12 protein-coding genes are annotated in these 15,569 nt (G+C 72.2%); 5 read left to right on the top strand and 7 right to left on the bottom strand.

The features are described 5' to 3' along the window. Window positions 1-1,099 (top strand): alpha/beta fold hydrolase (locus AB0I68_RS37785; protein WP_363181960.1); only part of this gene is annotated, 1,099 nt, incomplete at its 5' end. A gap of 76 nt (window positions 1,100-1,175) precedes the next feature. Here AB0I68_RS37785 and AB0I68_RS37780 read toward each other — a convergent pair. From AB0I68_RS37780 to AB0I68_RS37770, 3 genes are all read right to left on the bottom strand, one after another. Continuing rightward, a complete protein-coding gene (locus AB0I68_RS37780; protein ID WP_363181959.1) occupies window positions 1,176-2,171 on the bottom strand; it encodes an ACP S-malonyltransferase in 996 nt (331 codons plus the stop codon). Between the two features lie 112 nt (window positions 2,172-2,283). Further along, complete coding sequence (locus tag AB0I68_RS37775; protein ID WP_363181958.1) at window positions 2,284-3,138, bottom strand: ABC transporter permease; 855 nt, start codon at window positions 3,136-3,138, stop codon at window positions 2,284-2,286. Next, window positions 3,135-4,100: an ABC transporter ATP-binding protein gene (locus AB0I68_RS37770; protein WP_363181957.1), complete on the bottom strand. Its 966-nt coding sequence runs from the start codon at window positions 4,098-4,100 to the stop codon at window positions 3,135-3,137. The genes AB0I68_RS37775 and AB0I68_RS37770 overlap by 4 nt, the downstream gene beginning before the upstream one ends. 264 nt (window positions 4,101-4,364) lie before the next feature. Here AB0I68_RS37770 and AB0I68_RS37765 point away from each other — a divergent pair, with 264 nt between their 5' ends. The 4 genes from AB0I68_RS37765 to AB0I68_RS37750 all read left to right on the top strand — a co-directional run bounded on the left by AB0I68_RS37765 (window position 4,365) and on the right by AB0I68_RS37750 (window position 8,664). Continuing rightward, a complete protein-coding gene (locus tag AB0I68_RS37765; RefSeq protein ID WP_363181956.1) occupies window positions 4,365-4,889 on the top strand; it encodes a hypothetical protein in 525 nt (174 codons plus the stop codon). Window positions 4,890-4,969: 80 nt separating this feature from the next. After that, complete coding sequence (locus tag AB0I68_RS37760) at window positions 4,970-5,614, top strand: thioesterase domain-containing protein (RefSeq protein WP_363181954.1); 645 nt, start codon at window positions 4,970-4,972, stop codon at window positions 5,612-5,614. A 282-nt stretch (window positions 5,615-5,896) separates the two neighbouring features. Next, complete coding sequence (locus AB0I68_RS37755; protein WP_363181952.1) at window positions 5,897-7,309, top strand: class I adenylate-forming enzyme family protein; 1,413 nt, start codon at window positions 5,897-5,899, stop codon at window positions 7,307-7,309. 329 nt (window positions 7,310-7,638) lie between these two features. Then, window positions 7,639-8,664 (top strand): IS30 family transposase, encoded by a 1,026-nt coding sequence (locus AB0I68_RS37750; protein WP_363181961.1) that lies wholly within the window; start codon window positions 7,639-7,641, stop codon window positions 8,662-8,664. Window positions 8,665-8,728: 64 nt separating this feature from the next. Here the strand turns inward: AB0I68_RS37750 and AB0I68_RS37745 are convergent, their stop codons facing one another. The 4 genes from AB0I68_RS37745 to AB0I68_RS37730 all read right to left on the bottom strand — a co-directional run bounded on the left by AB0I68_RS37745 (window position 8,729) and on the right by AB0I68_RS37730 (window position 15,014). Continuing rightward, on the bottom strand, window positions 8,729-10,390 hold the full coding sequence (locus AB0I68_RS37745; protein WP_363181951.1) for an NAD(P)/FAD-dependent oxidoreductase: 1,662 nt from the start codon (window positions 10,388-10,390) through the stop codon (window positions 8,729-8,731). A gap of 181 nt (window positions 10,391-10,571) precedes the next feature. Beyond that, window positions 10,572-11,270 (bottom strand): 4'-phosphopantetheinyl transferase superfamily protein, encoded by a 699-nt coding sequence (locus AB0I68_RS37740; RefSeq protein WP_363181950.1) that lies wholly within the window; start codon window positions 11,268-11,270, stop codon window positions 10,572-10,574. After that, the gene (locus tag AB0I68_RS37735; RefSeq protein WP_363181949.1) at window positions 11,267-12,163 is read right to left on the bottom strand and encodes a metallophosphoesterase; all 897 of its coding nucleotides are present in this window, start codon (window positions 12,161-12,163) and stop codon (window positions 11,267-11,269) included. The genes AB0I68_RS37740 and AB0I68_RS37735 overlap by 4 nt, the downstream gene beginning before the upstream one ends. Further along, on the bottom strand, window positions 12,144-15,014 hold the full coding sequence (locus AB0I68_RS37730; RefSeq protein ID WP_363181948.1) for a LuxR C-terminal-related transcriptional regulator: 2,871 nt from the start codon (window positions 15,012-15,014) through the stop codon (window positions 12,144-12,146). The genes AB0I68_RS37735 and AB0I68_RS37730 overlap by 20 nt, the downstream gene beginning before the upstream one ends. Window positions 15,015-15,569: the final 555 nt, after the last annotated feature.

The raw sequence follows: 15,569 nt of genomic DNA, 5'->3' as shown, positions 1-15,569 counted from the left end.
GCGCGAGCAGACCGCCGCGGTCCTCGCCTACCCCTCCGCCGACGCGGTGGGGGAGTCCCAGCCCTTCCTGGAGCTGGGCCTGGACTCGCTGACCGCGGTGGAGCTGCGCAACCAGCTGAACGCGGCGACTGGGCTGCGGCTGCCCGCCACGCTGCTGTTCGACCACCCGACGCCGCTCCTGATCGCCGCCCGGCTCCGCGCCGAGCTGGCCGGGGCGCAGGGCGGTGCGGCCGGATCCGGCGGCGCCGCGGCGGACGCCGCCGAGGAGGACGCCGATGGGGTGTTCGGCGCGATGCTCCAGGCGGCCGGGGCGCAGGGCGAGTCCGGTCCGTTCATGGAACTTCTCATGCAGGCGTCGCGGTTCCGTCCGTCGTTCTCCTCGGCGGCGGAGCTGCGCAAGGCGCCCGGCCTGGTGCGGCTCGCCCGCGGCGAGGGCGGTCCGGGCCTGATCTGCTTCTCGTCGATCCTGTCGATCTCCGGTCCGCACCAGTACGCCCGCTTCGCCTCCGCCTTCCGCGGGCGGCGGGACGTCCACGCGATGGCCGCGCCCGGCTTCCTGCGGGGCGAGCAGCTGCCCACGACGACGGAGGCGGTCGTCGAGGCGCAGGCGGAGGCCGTCCTGCGGCACGCGGACGGTGCGCCGTTCGTCCTGCTCGGCCACTCGTCGGGCGGCATGCTCGCCCACGCGGTGGCGGGCCGGCTGGAGAGCGCCGGCCTCTTCCCGGAGGCCGTGGTCCTGGTCGACATCTACTCGCACGACGACGACGCCATCCTCGGTATCCAGCCGGGGTTGTCGCAGGGCGTCGACGAGCGGCAGGGCAGCTACGTCCCGGTCGACGACAGCCGACTGCTGGCGATGGGCGCCTACTTCCGTCTCTTCGGCGGGTGGCAGCCGGAGGCCGTGAAGGCGCCGACGCTGCTGGTCCGGGCGGAGGAGCAGTTCTTCGACTGGACCCGTGCGGAGAACGGCGACTGGCGTTCCTACTGGGACATGGAGCACACCGCGGTGGACGTGCCCGGCAACCACTTCACGATGATGGAGCAGCACGCGGGGACCACCGCGGGCGCCGTCGAGGAGTGGCTGGGCCGCCGGATCTGAGGGCGGTGACACGAAAGGGGTCGGGCCCCACCCCCTCGGGGGTGGGGCCCGACCCTTTCGGTCGCCCGCGTGGTCCTCAGGCGGTGGCGCGCCGGGCGCGGTCCGCGCGGGAGCGCTCCAGGGCCTGCTGCCGCTCGCGCTCGCGGGTCCGCTTCCTGGGCAGGCCCACCGGGACGACGTCGAAGCTGTCCTTGGTGACGTCGAGCCGGTGGAAGAGGTTGTCCGGGCCGGTGACGTACAGGGTGCCCACGCCGAGCCCCTGGAGGGACTCCACCATGGCGGGCCAGTGGATCGGCCGGTCGAAGGTGTCCAGCATCATCTCCCGCATCCCGGCGGCGTCCCGGACGACCGTGCCGTCGTGGTCGCAGACCACGGGGAGGGAGGGGTCGGCGATCTCGTAGGTGCCGAAGACCTCCTCCTCCGCCTTGCGGCGCAGCGCGGAGAAGGCCGCGGCGTGGACGGGCGGCCGCATCGAGTACATGGAATAGCCGCCGGCCGCGCTGATGGCGGTGTTCAGGGCGTCGAGTTCCCTCTCCCGTACGGAGAGCATGTGGAACCCGGCGTCGAGCCGGCCGGAGAGGTCGTACCAGGCGCCGCGGTCGTCGAACGCGGCGAGGATCTCGTCCAGGCGGTCCTGGGGGGTGCGGACGAAGCAGTGGGTGACCACGTCCTCGTAGGCGGTGGAGAAGTACTCCTCCTCGCAGCGGGCGAGTTCCGCGGTGAGGCGGACGACCTCGGAGAAGGGGAGGGAGCCCACGAAGGCGGCGGTGGCCTTCTGGCCGAAGCTGGGGCCCGCGCAGACGGTGGGGGAGACGCCGAGCACGTCCACCGCCCGGTCGGCCAGGGCCATCGAGTTCACCAGGAAAGCGATCTGGAAATCGACCGAATAATCCTCTTCGGAATTCCGGAAACGGTCGAACACCGAATATCCGAGCACCTCGTCGGCCTCTTCCAGACGGCGTCGCGCGTACGGGTCGAGGAGGAGAAAACGGCCGACCTCGGCGAAGGAGGCCGGGCCCATGCCGGGGAACACGATCGCGGTTCCGGTCCGGGTGTCGGAGGAATGGGTCATGATCGGTGATTACCTTTGCTTCCGGGATGGTGGGGGATGAGAAAAAGCCCCGCACCCGGGCGGCGTCGATGCGCCGGTCCGGGCACGAGGCCGGAGGTGGGGACGTGGGGGATCAGTCCTGGGCCCTGCGGTGGAAGCCCTTGATGCTGATCGCCCCGAAGACCAGGATCGAGGCGGCAAGCGCCCCCAGGTCCACCCACAGCGGGATCGAACGGGGGCCGCCGGGGGGCAGCAGCAGGTCGCGGATGCCCTCGGTGACGTAGGTCAGAGGGTTGAGGGCGCACAGCACCTGGAACCAGCGGATGTCGGCCAGGCCGTGCCAGGGGAACTGGGTGCAGCCCGTGAACATGAGCGGGGTCAGCACCACCGCGAAGACGACACCGATGTGCCGCGGCGGGGCCAGCGTGCCGATGGTCAGACCGACCGTGCTGCCGGCCAGGGCGCCCAGCAGCAGCACACCCAGCGTGGCCGGGAACCGGTCCATGGGCCAGGAGGCGTGGTCGAGGACGAGGAAGCCCATCGGGATCATCAGCAGCGAGGCGACGATGCCGCGCAGCGTGCCGAAGACCAGCTTCTCGACGGCCACCAGCGTGATCGGGATCGGCGCGAGCAGCCGGTCCTCGATCTCCTTGCTGAAGGAGAAGTCGATGATCATGGGCAGTGCGGTGTTCTGCAGGCTGACCAGGAACGCGTTGAGCGCCACGACACCGGGCAGCAGCACCGACTGGAAGGCGCCGCCGGTGTAGCCGAGTTCGCCGAGGACCTTGCCGAAGACGAAAAGGATGAAGAACGGCTCCACGAGGATCTGCGCGAGGAACGTGCCCAGTTCGCGGCCGGTGACGAAGAGGTCCCGCCACAGGATGAAGAAGAACGTACGGGTCACCGAGCGGACGCTGGTGGGCGCGGGGCGCAGCTCCTCGGGGAAGCCGGCCACCGGGTCGGCCGCGGTCGCGGCGGCGGCGCTCACCGCAGCTCCCGGCCGGTCAGGGAGATGAAGACGTCCTCCAGGGTCGCGGTGCCCACCTTGATGTCCTTGATGTCGCAGTTCGCCGCCGTCAGGATGGTGACGGCGGCTGGAAGCACCGCGCCGGGCGGCGCGTCGCTGTACAGACGCAGCCGTACGGGCGCGTCCGCGTCGTCCTCGGCGGCCTGGTCGGTCCGCTCGACGCGGGTGACCGTGTCGGCCTTCTCCAGCAGGCGGATCACGTCCTTCGGCCCGGAACCGGCGGGCCGGACGGTGAGGGTCAGGGCGGTGCCGCCCAGGCTCTCCATGAGGGCCTGCGGGGTGTCCAGGGCGAGCAGCCGGCCGCGGTCGACGACGCCGACGCGGTCGCACAGCCGGGCGGCCTCGTCCATGTCGTGGGTGGTGAGCACGGTGGTCACGCCGCGCTCGCGCAGCTCGGCCACCCGCTCGTGGATGAACAGCCGGGCCTGCGGATCGAGGCCGTTGGCCGGCTCGTCGAGGAAGAGCACGTCGGGCCGGTGCATCAGGGCCCGGGCGATCATCACGCGCTGGGCCTGGCCGCCGGAGAGCTTGTCGCCGCGGGAGTCGCCGCGGTCGGCGAGGCCGACCCACTCCAGGCACTCGTCGGCGCGCCGGTTGCGTTCGGCGCGGCCCACGCCGTGGTACCCGGCGTGGAAGGTGAGGTTCTGGCGCAGCGTGAGCGACTGGTCGAGGTTGTTGCGCTGGGGGACGACGGCGAAGGCGCGGCGGGCCTGGGCGGGGTGGGCGACGACGTCGACCCCCTGCACGAACGCGCGCCCCGCGGTGGGCGCCACCCGGGTCGTGAGGATGCCGATGGTGGTGGTCTTGCCGGCCCCGTTCGGACCGAGGAATCCGAAGACCTCGCCCCGGGGGACCGAGAAACTCAAGCCGTCCACCGCGGGCTGGTCGCGGTCCTTGTACTTCTTGACCAGTTCTTCTACCACGACAGCGGAATCCACGGGTCGTTCAGATTTCATTTATGCCTGCGAGTCGATAGGGGAATCGGACACAGAAAGGGTGCGCGCCATGTCTAGCATGCGGGATCGCGCCCTGGTCCGCCGGACCGAGCGCTAGGGGGAAATACGGAAACCGTTAGGGGGGCCTAGGGGTGATCGTGTGTTGCGGTCCCGGGAAGCATGGTCCTGGCATCGCCGGTCATCACCCCGGGCCGTCCCCGACCGTTCACCGCATTCTCGCGAGGAGACCCCGTGAAAGCACTCGTCCTGTCGGGGGGATCCCCCGAGGCCGACCGGTCCGTCCTCTTCCGGGTCCTGGAGCAGATCGCCGATGTGGGCATCACCGACGTCGGGATCGTCCTCGGGGGCGCGGCCGACGCGGTCCGGGCGGCCGTCGGTGACGGCGCCCGCTTCGGCGTCGGCGTCACCTACCTCCCCCGGAGCCGCAGACCGGGACCGGGGGCGGCCGTGGGCACGGCGCGGGACTGGCTCGGCGACGACGACTTCGTCACGCACCCCGAGGACGTCCTGGTCCCGGGCGGGATCGGCGAGCAGGTGGAGGCGTTCCGCATCCGCCGTCCGGCGGCGCAGGTCGTCCCGGGGCCGGCCGGGGTGTACTTCTTCACGGATGCCGTGCACCGCGCCGTCGACGCCGTCCAGGCCGCCGCACCCGGCGGACCGGAGATCACCGACGTCCTGCGGTGGCTGACCGACCAGGGCCTGGAGGTCGTCTCCGCCACCCCGGCCGGGTCCGGCCCGGCACCGATCCATCCATGAGGGCCCTCCACCCCGGAGGTGCCCGGCCGTCTGCCCGACCACGCGTCAGAGGCACCACCCGAGGTGGAGTTCCAGGGAGCATGACCCATGCCGACAGCCGGCCCTCCACGGGGGAGACCCTCCCAGACGAGGTCGGCCTGATCCAGATCCGGCAGCCCGCTCCCCCGAGCAGCTACCGCATGATCTGCTTCCCGAGCGCGCGCAACTCCCCGCTCTGCTACCTCGCGATGGCGGAACTGCTGCTGCCCACCGTGGAACTGCTCGTCGTGCAGTACCCGCCGATGCGCTCCGCCGAGGACCTCGACCCGGCCGAGTGCGCCTTACTGGCCGACCAGATCTTCGAGGCGGTCCGCGGCTGGGTCGACCGCCCCTTCGCGCTGTTCGGGCACCGCCTGGGCGCCGACCTGGCCTACGAGGTGGCCTGCCGGCTGGAGCGGGAGACCTACAGCGCGCCGCTGACCCTCTTCGTGTCCGGACAGACCGCACCCGGCCACCGCGGCAGCCTCGGCCCGCCCGCCCTGAACTGCCGGATCGTCGCCCTGACCGCACAGTACGACCCGCGCGCCACGCTGTCGGGGGTACGGGGCTGGCGGCGGTACACCTGCGGCCGGTTCGACCTGGAGACCTTCCCCGGCGCCCAGGGGTACCTGAAGACCTACCGCCGGGAGGTGGTCAACATCGTGCACGACCAGCTGATCTCGCTCGGCGGAGCGGACCCGGAATGACCGCCCGCCGGACTGAGGGGCTCCCAGGGGTCGTTCAGGGGTACCCGGGCCACCACCCCCCTGTCTAGCGTGCGTCGGTGGAGACCCGTGTCCGGACCCGACGCGCACGGCCCGGCCGGCGCACGGCACGGCCACGATTCCCTCCCTCGTGAAGCCCACGAATCCCGTGAACCCCGCGAATCCGCGATCCACCCCGTGAACGGGCCCCGACCCGCTGCCGGCCCGGCGCACCGCAAGCCGACCGGCCGTGGCACGGCCCAGAGGAAGGACATAGTGCGACCGATGACCGCGAAGATATTGGCAGCCGACTCGGTACGGACCGTCGACGAGTTCGAACAGGACGCCCTCCGGGTGGCCTCGGCGATCCGCGAACGCGGAGTCGGCCTCGGCGACCGGGTGATGCTCAAGGCCGGCAACTCGGCGGCCTACGTGTGCGTGCTGTACGCGCTCATGCACGTCGGCGCCTCGATCGTCCTCGTCGACCAGCAGGAGCACCCCGAGGAGAGCCGGCGCATCGCCGTGCGCACCGGTGTCAAGGTCACCTTCGTCGACGACGAGACCCCGATCTACGCCGACGCCGACCCCATCCACCTCTACGAACTCATGGTCGCTGTCGCCGACCACGAACCCGCGGACCCCGCCCTGTCCTTCGAGGACTGGGGCCAACTCCCCGACGGCCTCATCATGTGGACCTCCGGCTCCACCGGCTCCCCCAAGGGCGTCGTGAAGTCCGGGGCCTCCTTCCTGCGCAACCTCCGGCGCAACGCCGACCAGGTCGGCCACCGCGCCGACGACGTACTGATGCCGCTCCTGCCCTTCGCCCACCAGTACGGCCTGTCGATGGTCCTCATCGCCTACCTGGCCCGCTGCTCCCTGGTGATCGCCCCCTACCGGCGTCTGGACCGCGCCATGCGCATGGGCCGCGATGCCGGGGTCACCGTCATCGACGCCACCCCCTCCAGCTACCGCAGCATCCTCGGCCTGATCACCCGCAAGCCGGCGCTGCGTTCCTACCTGCAGGACGTGCGCATGTTCTGCGTCGGCGCGGCACCCCTCGACGCGCCGCTGGTGGAGAGCTACGTCGCCGAGTTCGGACTGCCGCTGCTCGACAGCTACGGCTCCACCGAGCTCGGCAACATCTCCTTCGCCACCCTCGACAACCCGGTCGCCTGCGGCCGGGCCATGGAGGGCATCCGGCTGCGGATCGTCGACGAGGACGGCCGCGTGCTGGCCCCGGGGGAGACCGGCGAGATCCAGGTCGACACCCCCGACGCCCTGCTGGGCCAGGTGTCCAAGGACGGCACCGTCGTCCCCGCCCATGCCACCGGCTGGCAGCCCACCGGCGACCTCGGCCACCTTGACGCGGACGGCAACCTCTACGTCCTGGGCCGCAAGTTCGCCGTCCACCGCATGGGCTACACCCTCTACCCCGAGCTGATCGAGCGGAAGGTCGCCGGTCACGGCTGTTCCACCCGGATCGTGCCGCTTCCCGACGAACTCCGTGGCTCCCATCTGGTGTTCTTCGTCGAGGACGAGGAGCAGCGGGACGCCGCTCACTGGCGGGAGCGGCTGTGCAGCCTCCTGCCCGCCTTCGAACAACCCAACAAGGTCGTGGTGCTGGAGCGGTTCCCACTCAACCGCAACGGCAAGCCCGACAAGAAGGCCCTCGCCGCACTGGCCGCCGCCCAGGCCTGAGGACCTGACGGCCCCGGCCCCCGCCCGCCTACCGCGGCCGGGGGACCGGGGCCCCGGCACGCATGCCGAAGGGCGCCCCCGCCGGACTTGGGTTCTAGGAGTCGTTGCAACACCCCAGTTCAGGGGATGCATTGGACTTCGGGATCCGTAAGGACCGGACGGCCCAGGGGCCTGTGAAGCTGAGCCGGGAGCGGGCGGCATACTCCCGGCTCATGCAACAGGGCTACAGCAACACCGAGGCGTGCCGGATCGTCGGCATCGCCCGCCGGACCGGCCAGAAGTGGCGGCACGGCCGCAGCGCCGACCGGCGGCAGAAGGCGGCACCACCGATGCGTATGGTGGTGCCGCCTTCCGGCGCGTCCAGGTATCTGCGCGAGAACGAGCGCATCCACATCGCCGACCGGCTTCGCGAGAACGCCACTGTGCGGGCGATCGCCGCCGAGCTGGGCCGCAGCCCCTCCACGGTCAGCCGGGAGATCCGCCGCAACCGCACCGACGGCACCTGCGGCCAGTGGCACTACCGCCCGCACGCGGCTCAGGCCCGGGCGGACGCCCGCCGACCCCGCCCCAAGCCACGCAAGATCACTGAGAACCCCGAGCTGCGGGACGCCGTCCAGGCGATGCTGGACGAGCAGTGGAGCCCGGAGCAGATATGCCAGGCTCTGCGCAGACAGTTCCCCGACCGTCCGGAGATGCACGTGGTCCACGAGACCGTCTACCAGGCGCTCTACGTCCAGGGCCGCGGCCAGCTGCGACGCGAGCTGGCCGGCGCCCTGCGCTCCGGCCGGGCCCGACGCAGGCCCCAGCGGCAGGCCAACTGCCGCCAGCCCCGCTTCACCGACCCGATGGTCATGATCAGCGAACGTCCTGCCGAGGCCGAGGACCGGGCGGTGCCCGGCCACTGGGAGGGCGACCTGATCCTCGGCAAGGACAACAAATCGGCGATCGGCACCCTGGTCGAGCGCGCCACCCGCTACGTGATGCTGCTGCACCTGCCTGGCGACCACACGGCCGAGACCGTCCGCGACGCGCTCCTGGCCACCGCCCGCACGCTCCCGGTCCGGCTGAAGCGCTCGCTGACCTGGGACCAGGGAAGCGAGATGGCACGGCACAGGGAGTTCACCCTCGCCACCGACATCCCGGTCTACTTCTGCGACCCGGCCAGTCCCTGGCAGCGCGGCTCGAACGAGAACACCAACGGCCTGCTGCGGCAGTACTTCCCCAAAGGCACCGACCTGACGGTCCACACCCGGGAGCACCTGGCCGCCGTCGCCGACCAGCTCAACCGCCGCCCACGCAAAACGCTCGACTGGGAAACCCCAGCCGAGCGCCTGCATAAACTGCTCGCGGCCTGATCAACACGACCACGTGTTGCAACGACCCCTAGAAACCGCCGGCTGCGGGGGCGCCCTTCACGGTTCAGCTCTCGTAGGGCAGTTCGACGGGCGCGAGCGCCTCGAAGAGGTCACCGGGGCCGGGGTTGTCCGGGTGGGCCGATCCGCCCAGGTGGTCCACCACGCCCCAGACCGCGTTCAGCGCCGTGGTGACGGCGCCCTCGGCGAAGCCGCCGGTCCAGGAGACGTCGTCGCCGCACAGGAAGAACCCGCGCTGTCCCTCGGGCAGCCCGCGCTGCATGAACTGGGTGAACAGCCGCCGCTGGTAGCGGTACTGGCCCGGCAGGTTCGCCTTGAACGCGCCCATGAAGTGCGGTTCGGTCTCCCACGTGATGGTCAGCGGCTCCCCGATCACGTGCGAGCGGATGTCCACCCCGGGATAGATTTCCGCGAGCTTGCCCAGCAGCACCTCGAGGCGCTCCTGCGGGCTCAGTGTCGCCATCTTCAGCGAGTCGTCGTTCCACGTGTACGACAGGCACAGCACGCCCGGCCGGTCCGGACCGTCGTCGAAGAGGTAGACCCCGCGCGGCATCCGGTCGGTGAGCGTCATGCTCATCACCGGCAGCCCGGTCTCGGGATCCCGGTCGTGCCAGAAGGGCCGGTCGGTCAGGACGAACACCTTCGACGAGCCCATGTAGTGGGTCCGCTCCACCGCCGTCCACACCGGCGTGCTCAGCAGCACCGGGTCGGCCTCCACCCGACTCAGCAGCGTCCACACGTGCGGGGTGTACACAACGGCCGGGTAGTGCTCCTCCTGCCCGTCGGCGTCGGTGACCGCGAAGCCCTTCCCTGCGCGCCGCACGGCTCGCACGCCCGGCCGCGGCGCCCCGCCGTGCAGCGACGCCAGCGAGGTGCCCGCCGTCCAGTGCGCGCAGTCGTCCGGCCGGTGCTCCCACAGCCCCCGCGGTACCTGCTGGGAACCCCCGAGGATCGCCATCTGGTGCTCGTCGGCCTCGGTGTAGATCACACGGAGGATCTCCAGCAGCGAGTTCGGGAAGTCGGTGTCCCAGCCACCGGTGCCGAACCCGACCTGGCCGAAGACCTCCCGGTGCCGGAACGACCGGAACGCCGAACTGGTCGCGAGGAAACCGTGGAAGGACTGGTCGTCGAACTCCCGGACCAGCCGGTCCCACACGTGCTTGAGGGTCTCAACGTCGCGCCGCCGGACCGCGTCGCGCATCGTGGACAGCTCCGCCCGCTCCTGCAGCGCCTTCTCCCAGGCGGCGGCCACCTCCTGGTACAGCTCGGGCAGGTCCTCCGTTCCGCGCGCGGTGTGGCGCACCCCGCCGAGGTCGATGAGCGTGCTCGGGGTGTGCTCGGACAGGGGGTTGGGGAAGGGGCTGGTGGCCAGCCCCAGCAGGTCGATGTAGTGGAACAGGGCGCGGGCCGACAGCGGAAAGCGCATCGCTCCCATCTCCGCCACGTGCTCCGGCCGTCCCGGGAACGGGACCGACCGCATGCGGCCGCCGAGCTGTTCCGCTTCGTATACGACCGGGCGCAGGCCCAGCCGCATCAGCTCGTAGGCCGCGGTCAGCCCCGCCATCCCGCCGCCGACCACGGCCACCGGGGTCCCGGCGCGCTCGGGCGGGAGGGAGCCCAGGCCCGCCGGGTGGCTCAGCCAGGCGTCGTAGGAGAACGGGAAGTCCGGCACGAGCATGCTGGTGGGATCCGGGGGTGCTGTTGTCATCTGGACTACCTCTCGGGCCGGTTCGGCAGCGCTTCCAGGGGGGAACCGGAGCGAGCCGGGCGCGGAGCCGGGAACGCGGCATCGCGGCGGGCCCGGACGGCGGGATGACCGCACGCCGTCCGCCGTGCACAGTCGGTCCGGTCCTCGCACGCTACGCAGCGCCCCCGGACCCGGACAACCCCTACCGACCCGGGTGCCCGGCCCCGCCCGGCGCGGGTACCGCGATGACGGTGACGACCAGTCCCCGGTCCGCGAGCCAGCGGCCGCCGAAGCCCGTCACCGGCCGCCCGTCGGGCCCGGTGCCCGGTCGCAGGACCTCGGCGCGGAAGGTGCCCCGCCGCGGGCTGTCGGCATCGGTACGGAAGGAGAGCCGGGCGTCCTCGAAGTCCAGCTCGGTGCCGACCAGCGGGAACCAGGTCTTGTACACGGTCTCCTTGGCGCTGAACAGCAGCCGGTCCCGGCACACCCGCCCGGCCACCGTCACCGGGGTGCGCGCCCAGGCCAGTTCGCGGGGCAGGGCGATGGATTCCAGGAGCCCCCGCCGCAGCGGCATGTTGGGCTCTGCGTCGATGCCGACCGCCGCCAGATCGGTGTCCCGGGCCAGGACCGCGGCCCGGTAGCCCGCGCAGTGGGTCATGCTGCCCACCACACCGGCGGGCCACTGCGGAACGTTGCGCCGGCCGGTCAGGATCGGGGCCGGGGGCAGGCCGAGGTCTGCCATCGCCCGCCGGGCGCAGCCCCGTACGGTGGTGAACTCCTCGCGCCGTCCCTCCGGCGCCGTGGCCACCAGGGCGGCTTCCTCGGGGTAGAGCACCGCCGAGCCGTCCGGCCCGAACGCCTCGTGCGCGCGGGCCCCTTCGGGCAGCAGGATCTCTATCACGTACCGGCCTCTCGCTCGGGGTGGGGCAGGATCTGCCGCAGCAGGCCCTTGGGGTGGCCGCGGCGGCGCCATTCGCGCGGGTAGCCGATCGACACCTCCTCGAAGCGCACCCCGTCGTACCAGGTGGTCCGGGGGATGTGCAGGTGCCCGTAGACCACGACGGCCGTACGGAACCGGCGGTGCCAGTCGGCGGTGAGGACGGTGCCGCACCACTGGGCGAACTCCGGGTGCCACAGCACCTCCGTGGGCTCGCGGACCAGCGGGAAGTGGTTGACCAGCACCAGTGGGACCGCCGGGTCGTGGGCCTCAAGCCGCCGCCCGGTCAGTTCGACCCGGGCCCGGCACCAGGCGTCCCGGCTCGGGTGCGGGTCGGGGTGCAGCAGGTACTCGTCCGTGCAGACGATGCCCGCCTCGTGCGCCCGCTCCAGCGACTCCTCCTTCGTGGCGACGCCCGGGACGCGGAAGGTGTAGTCGTACAGCAGGAACAGCGGGGCGACGGCGACGGGGCCGTCGGGCCCCCGCCACACCGGCCATGGGTCCTCGGGGGTGTGGACCCCGAGCCGGCGGCACATCTCCACGAGGTGGCGGTAGCGTTCCTCGCCGCGGGCCTGGACCTTGTCCTCGCGCGGCGTCCACAGCTCGTGGTTGCCCGGCGCCCACACCACCGTGGCGAAGCGTCCGGCGAGCAGGCCCAGCGCCCACTCGATGTCCTCGGTCATCTCGCCGACGTCGCCCGCGACGATCAGCCAGTCGTCCGGGTGCTGCGGCCGCAGCGATTCGGTGATCGGCCGGTTGTCGGCCATCCCGATGTGCAGGTCGCTGACCGCGAGCAGTCGAGGTCCGGCCGCCGCGGTGGCGGGCCGGGCGGCGGGATCAGGCAGTGTGTGCGACATCGTTGTCCCAACTCACGGGCAGGTCTTGACGGCGAGTGATGTTGATCTTCCGGTAGACCCGCGTGAGGTGCTGTTCCACGGTACTGACGGTGATGAAGAGCTTGGCCCCGATCTCCCGGTTCGTGTACCCGTGCGCAGCCAGCGACGCCACCCGCTGCTCGGCGTCCGTGAGCGCGGACGCCGTCGCCGGAGCGGACCGGACGGGGACCGGCTCCGGGGCGGAGGTCACGGCACGCGGCGGCGCGCTCGGCACGGCCGCCTCCGCCGGGGCGCCCTGGCCGGGCTCCCGGGAACCGCTGGCCTCGGCGATCCGCCAGGCCCGGCGGGCGCAGGTCTTGCCCTGGGCGGCGTCCCCGAGCCGCTCGTAGGTGGCGCCCAGCTCGGTCAGGGCCCGGGCCAGCTCGTGCGAATCCCCCTCGTCCTGGAGCAGGGTCACGGCCCGTTCCAGCAGCGCGGGCCGTTCGCGCAGCGGGCGGGCGCCCGCGAGGACGCGCAGGGCCAGACCGCGCACCCGTGGCCCGGTCTCTTCGGCGAGCTGCTCCCGGGCGAACCGCTCGGCCTGCTCGCGGTTGCCCAGGGCCAGCGAGGCCTCCGCGACCCCCACCCGCCAGGGCGCCAGCCCCGCCCGGTCCATGTCCCACTCCCGCATCAGCTTCCCGCAGGCCATGAAGTCCGTGAGCGCCGCGTGGTGGCGTCCGGTGGCGAGCTGGTGTCTTCCACGCGCGTAGATGTAGTGGAGGCCGTAGCGTGTCTGGAGCATCTGCTCCGGTACGGGGTGGTCCACCAGGGCCGCGGCCGCCTCGTGGTCGGCCATCGCGGTCCGGGCCTCGATGAGCGCGGAGAGCGGCATGCCGATGCCCACGCCCCAACCGTGCGGGGGGAGTTCCTCCAGCGCCTGCTCCGCCAGCCGGCGGGCCTGCGCCAGTTCACCGCGGCGCAGCGCCATGTGCGCGCGCATCGCCTGCATCACCGCGGTCCAGCCGGGCGCACCGCGCTCGGCCGCCTCCTCCAGGTGCCGGTCCGTCCACAGGGCGGCCGCGCCGAGCCGGTCCGCGTACATCAGGGCCAGCAGGCACGCCCGTACGGTGACGTGGCTCTCCTCCGTGAGACGCGTTCCGGCCAGGATCCGCTCGGCCCGCCCGGTCAGCGCCTCGTCCGCCCCGGCCCGGTCGCGCGGACCCGGGGTGGAGCCCAGGACGCCCTGGAGCAGGCCCATCGCCGTCATGACGCCGTCGTCCGAGGGGTCCGCGAGCGGCTCCGCGTGGTCCCAGTCCGGGCCGAGGGCGCTGTCCATCCGGCCGAGCAGGGTGGGGAACGTGGTCACCAGCACCAGCCGGACACCGCGCAGCTCGGCGGCGAGCGCGGCGTCCGGGCGGCCCTGCACGCCCTCCAGGGCGCGCTGGATGGCCATGGCGCCGTCGTCGATCCAGCCGTTCCACAGCAGGCCGCCCACCAGCCGCAGGGATTCGGTCACCGGAAGGATGCCCCGGTGCAGGGCGGCGTTCAGCGGCTGGAGCGCGTGCGCCCACGCGGACGGCTTGACCCGCCAGATGAACTTGGCCGTGTTCGCCCGCAGTTGCAGCCGCTCCCGCTCGTCCCGCGAGCACTGCTCGGCCAGTCGCAGGCAGCGCACCGCGAAGCCGACGCGCTGCGCGGCCAGCGCCGTGTGCGCGGCGTCGCTCAGCACCCCCGGCACCCACTCCTCGTCCAGGGAGTGCGGCCCGTGCCCCAGCAGGTGCGCGGCGACGGCCATCGGCGCCGCCCCCGCCTCGTACAGCAGCCGCGCCGCGCGGCGGCGCAGCCGGGCCACCGCGTCCTCGGCCAGGCTCTCCAGCACCGCCGAGTGGACCGCGCCGTGGCGGAAGCGGGTGCCCTGGAGGATGCCCGCGTCGCGGAGCGCGGCGACCACGTCTTCCACCGTCCGTTCCCCGGCGCTCACCAGCCGGGCCAGCAGCGGCAGCGATCCGGCGTCGCCGAGCAGGGCAATGCCCTGGGCGACGCGCAGGCCGTCCGCGCCCGTACGGTGCACGCATATCAGGGCGTTCTGAAGGAACTGCTCACCCGCGGGGAACGCCCCCTCGGCCCGCTGCCGGGGGGCCTGGTCGTCCAGGAGGCTGTGCACCAGCAGGGGGTTGCCGCCGGTGGCCGCATGCAGGGTCGCGGCGTTCCGGGCGCCGGCCGCGGCGGACCCCGTACGGGACGCTTCCAGGGCCCGCTGCGCCAGCAGGGCCTCCACACCCCGGGCGCTGAGCGGGCCCAGCCGCAGCCGGGGTCCGGCGACCTGACGCAGCAGCTCCTCCAGCACGGCCGGGGGAGTCGCTCCCGCGGCGGGGCCCCGCGTGACGACGAGGGAGAGCTCCTGACCGGTGGACCGCGCCCGGCCCAGGGCGTACAGCAGGCAATGCAGGGACTGCGGATCGGCGTACTGCACGTCGTCGACGGCGATCAGGACGGGACGGTGCGCCGCGAGACCCGCGAGCCGGGCGTGGACCGCCATGAGGGTCGGCGCGGGGACGAAGTCCCCGCCGTCGAGCGGCGCGTGGAGCGGAAGCGGACTTGGCGCGTCCGCAGTGTCGCGCAGCAGCTCCTCGACGACGCCGAACGGGATGTCCTGTTCCGCGGCAGAGGTGGCGGCGCTCAGCAACCGGACCCCCCATTCGGCAGTCCGCTCCTGCACGCGGTGGAGCAGGGCCGTCTTGCCTGCGGCGACCGGGCCTCCGATCACGGCCAGGGGGCCGGATACGGCGGGGTCGTCGGGCGCGCCGGCACGCTGCGCACCCGCAGACCTCGGGCCGCGGGCGGCGCCGGTCACCCAGGAGGTCAGTTTGGCGATCTGTTCATCCCGCTCCACCAACATGGCTGTGGACGCCCCCCAATGAGCTGTGAATCGTCGCATGTCGCTCTCACGGCAGACATGGCTATTCATGATGAGTTCCCACGCGCGCAGGAAGGCAGTTGCCCGATGAGCGCACGGAATTCAGCGCTCGCCGCTGGTCAAGCGGCAGGCTTCCTGTTCGTCAGGTTGGATTGCACAGTACCAACTTCCGAGGGGGCGCCCTGCTGCGCTCGTTCGAAATTGACACGGCGCCAAGCCGCATGCGGTTCGGCTAATCGGCAGCGGAACCGGCTCGTCACGATTGGAAACCTCAAGGAAATCTCAAATACATCCGAGGGGCCGGATTCTGGCTTCTCGTTCTAGGGGTGGCCGGGCGGAGGATAGGGGTCCGCGAGGGTGGAGAAGCGCCGGCCGCAGCTCGTTCAATGGCGGCGTGACGACCAACCTGACTCGGAAAGTGGCCGAGCTGCACTCCCTGCGCGAGCAGGCGCGGCGTGGACCCAGTGACCGGGCGACCGAGGCGCAGCACGCCAAGGGCAAGCTGACCGCGCGCGAGCGCATTGCGCTGCT

This window comes from Streptomyces sp. NPDC050448, from assembly GCF_040655295.1.
In the GTDB taxonomy this organism is placed as follows: Bacteria; Actinomycetota; Actinomycetes; order Streptomycetales; family Streptomycetaceae; genus Streptomyces.
Note: the sequence above shows the minus strand (reverse complement) of the source record. Positions and strands in the feature narration are given on the sequence as shown.

Bases quoted from the DNA above. Each gene is read 5' to 3' on its own strand.
- AB0I68_RS37780 (WP_363181959.1), bottom strand. From the start codon at position 2,171: ATGACCCATTCCTCCGACACCCGGACCGGAACCGCGATCGTGTTCCCC.
- AB0I68_RS37760 (WP_363181954.1), top strand. From the start codon at position 4,970: ATGACCCATGCCGACAGCCGGCCCTCCACGGGGGAGACCCTCCCAGAC.
- AB0I68_RS37755 (WP_363181952.1), top strand. From the start codon at position 5,897: ATGACCGCGAAGATATTGGCAGCCGACTCGGTACGGACCGTCGACGAG.
- AB0I68_RS37750 (WP_363181961.1), top strand. From the start codon at position 7,639: ATGCGTATGGTGGTGCCGCCTTCCGGCGCGTCCAGGTATCTGCGCGAG.
- AB0I68_RS37745 (WP_363181951.1), bottom strand. From the start codon at position 10,390: ATGACAACAGCACCCCCGGATCCCACCAGCATGCTCGTGCCGGACTTC.
- AB0I68_RS37735 (WP_363181949.1), bottom strand. From the start codon at position 12,163: ATGTCGCACACACTGCCTGATCCCGCCGCCCGGCCCGCCACCGCGGCG.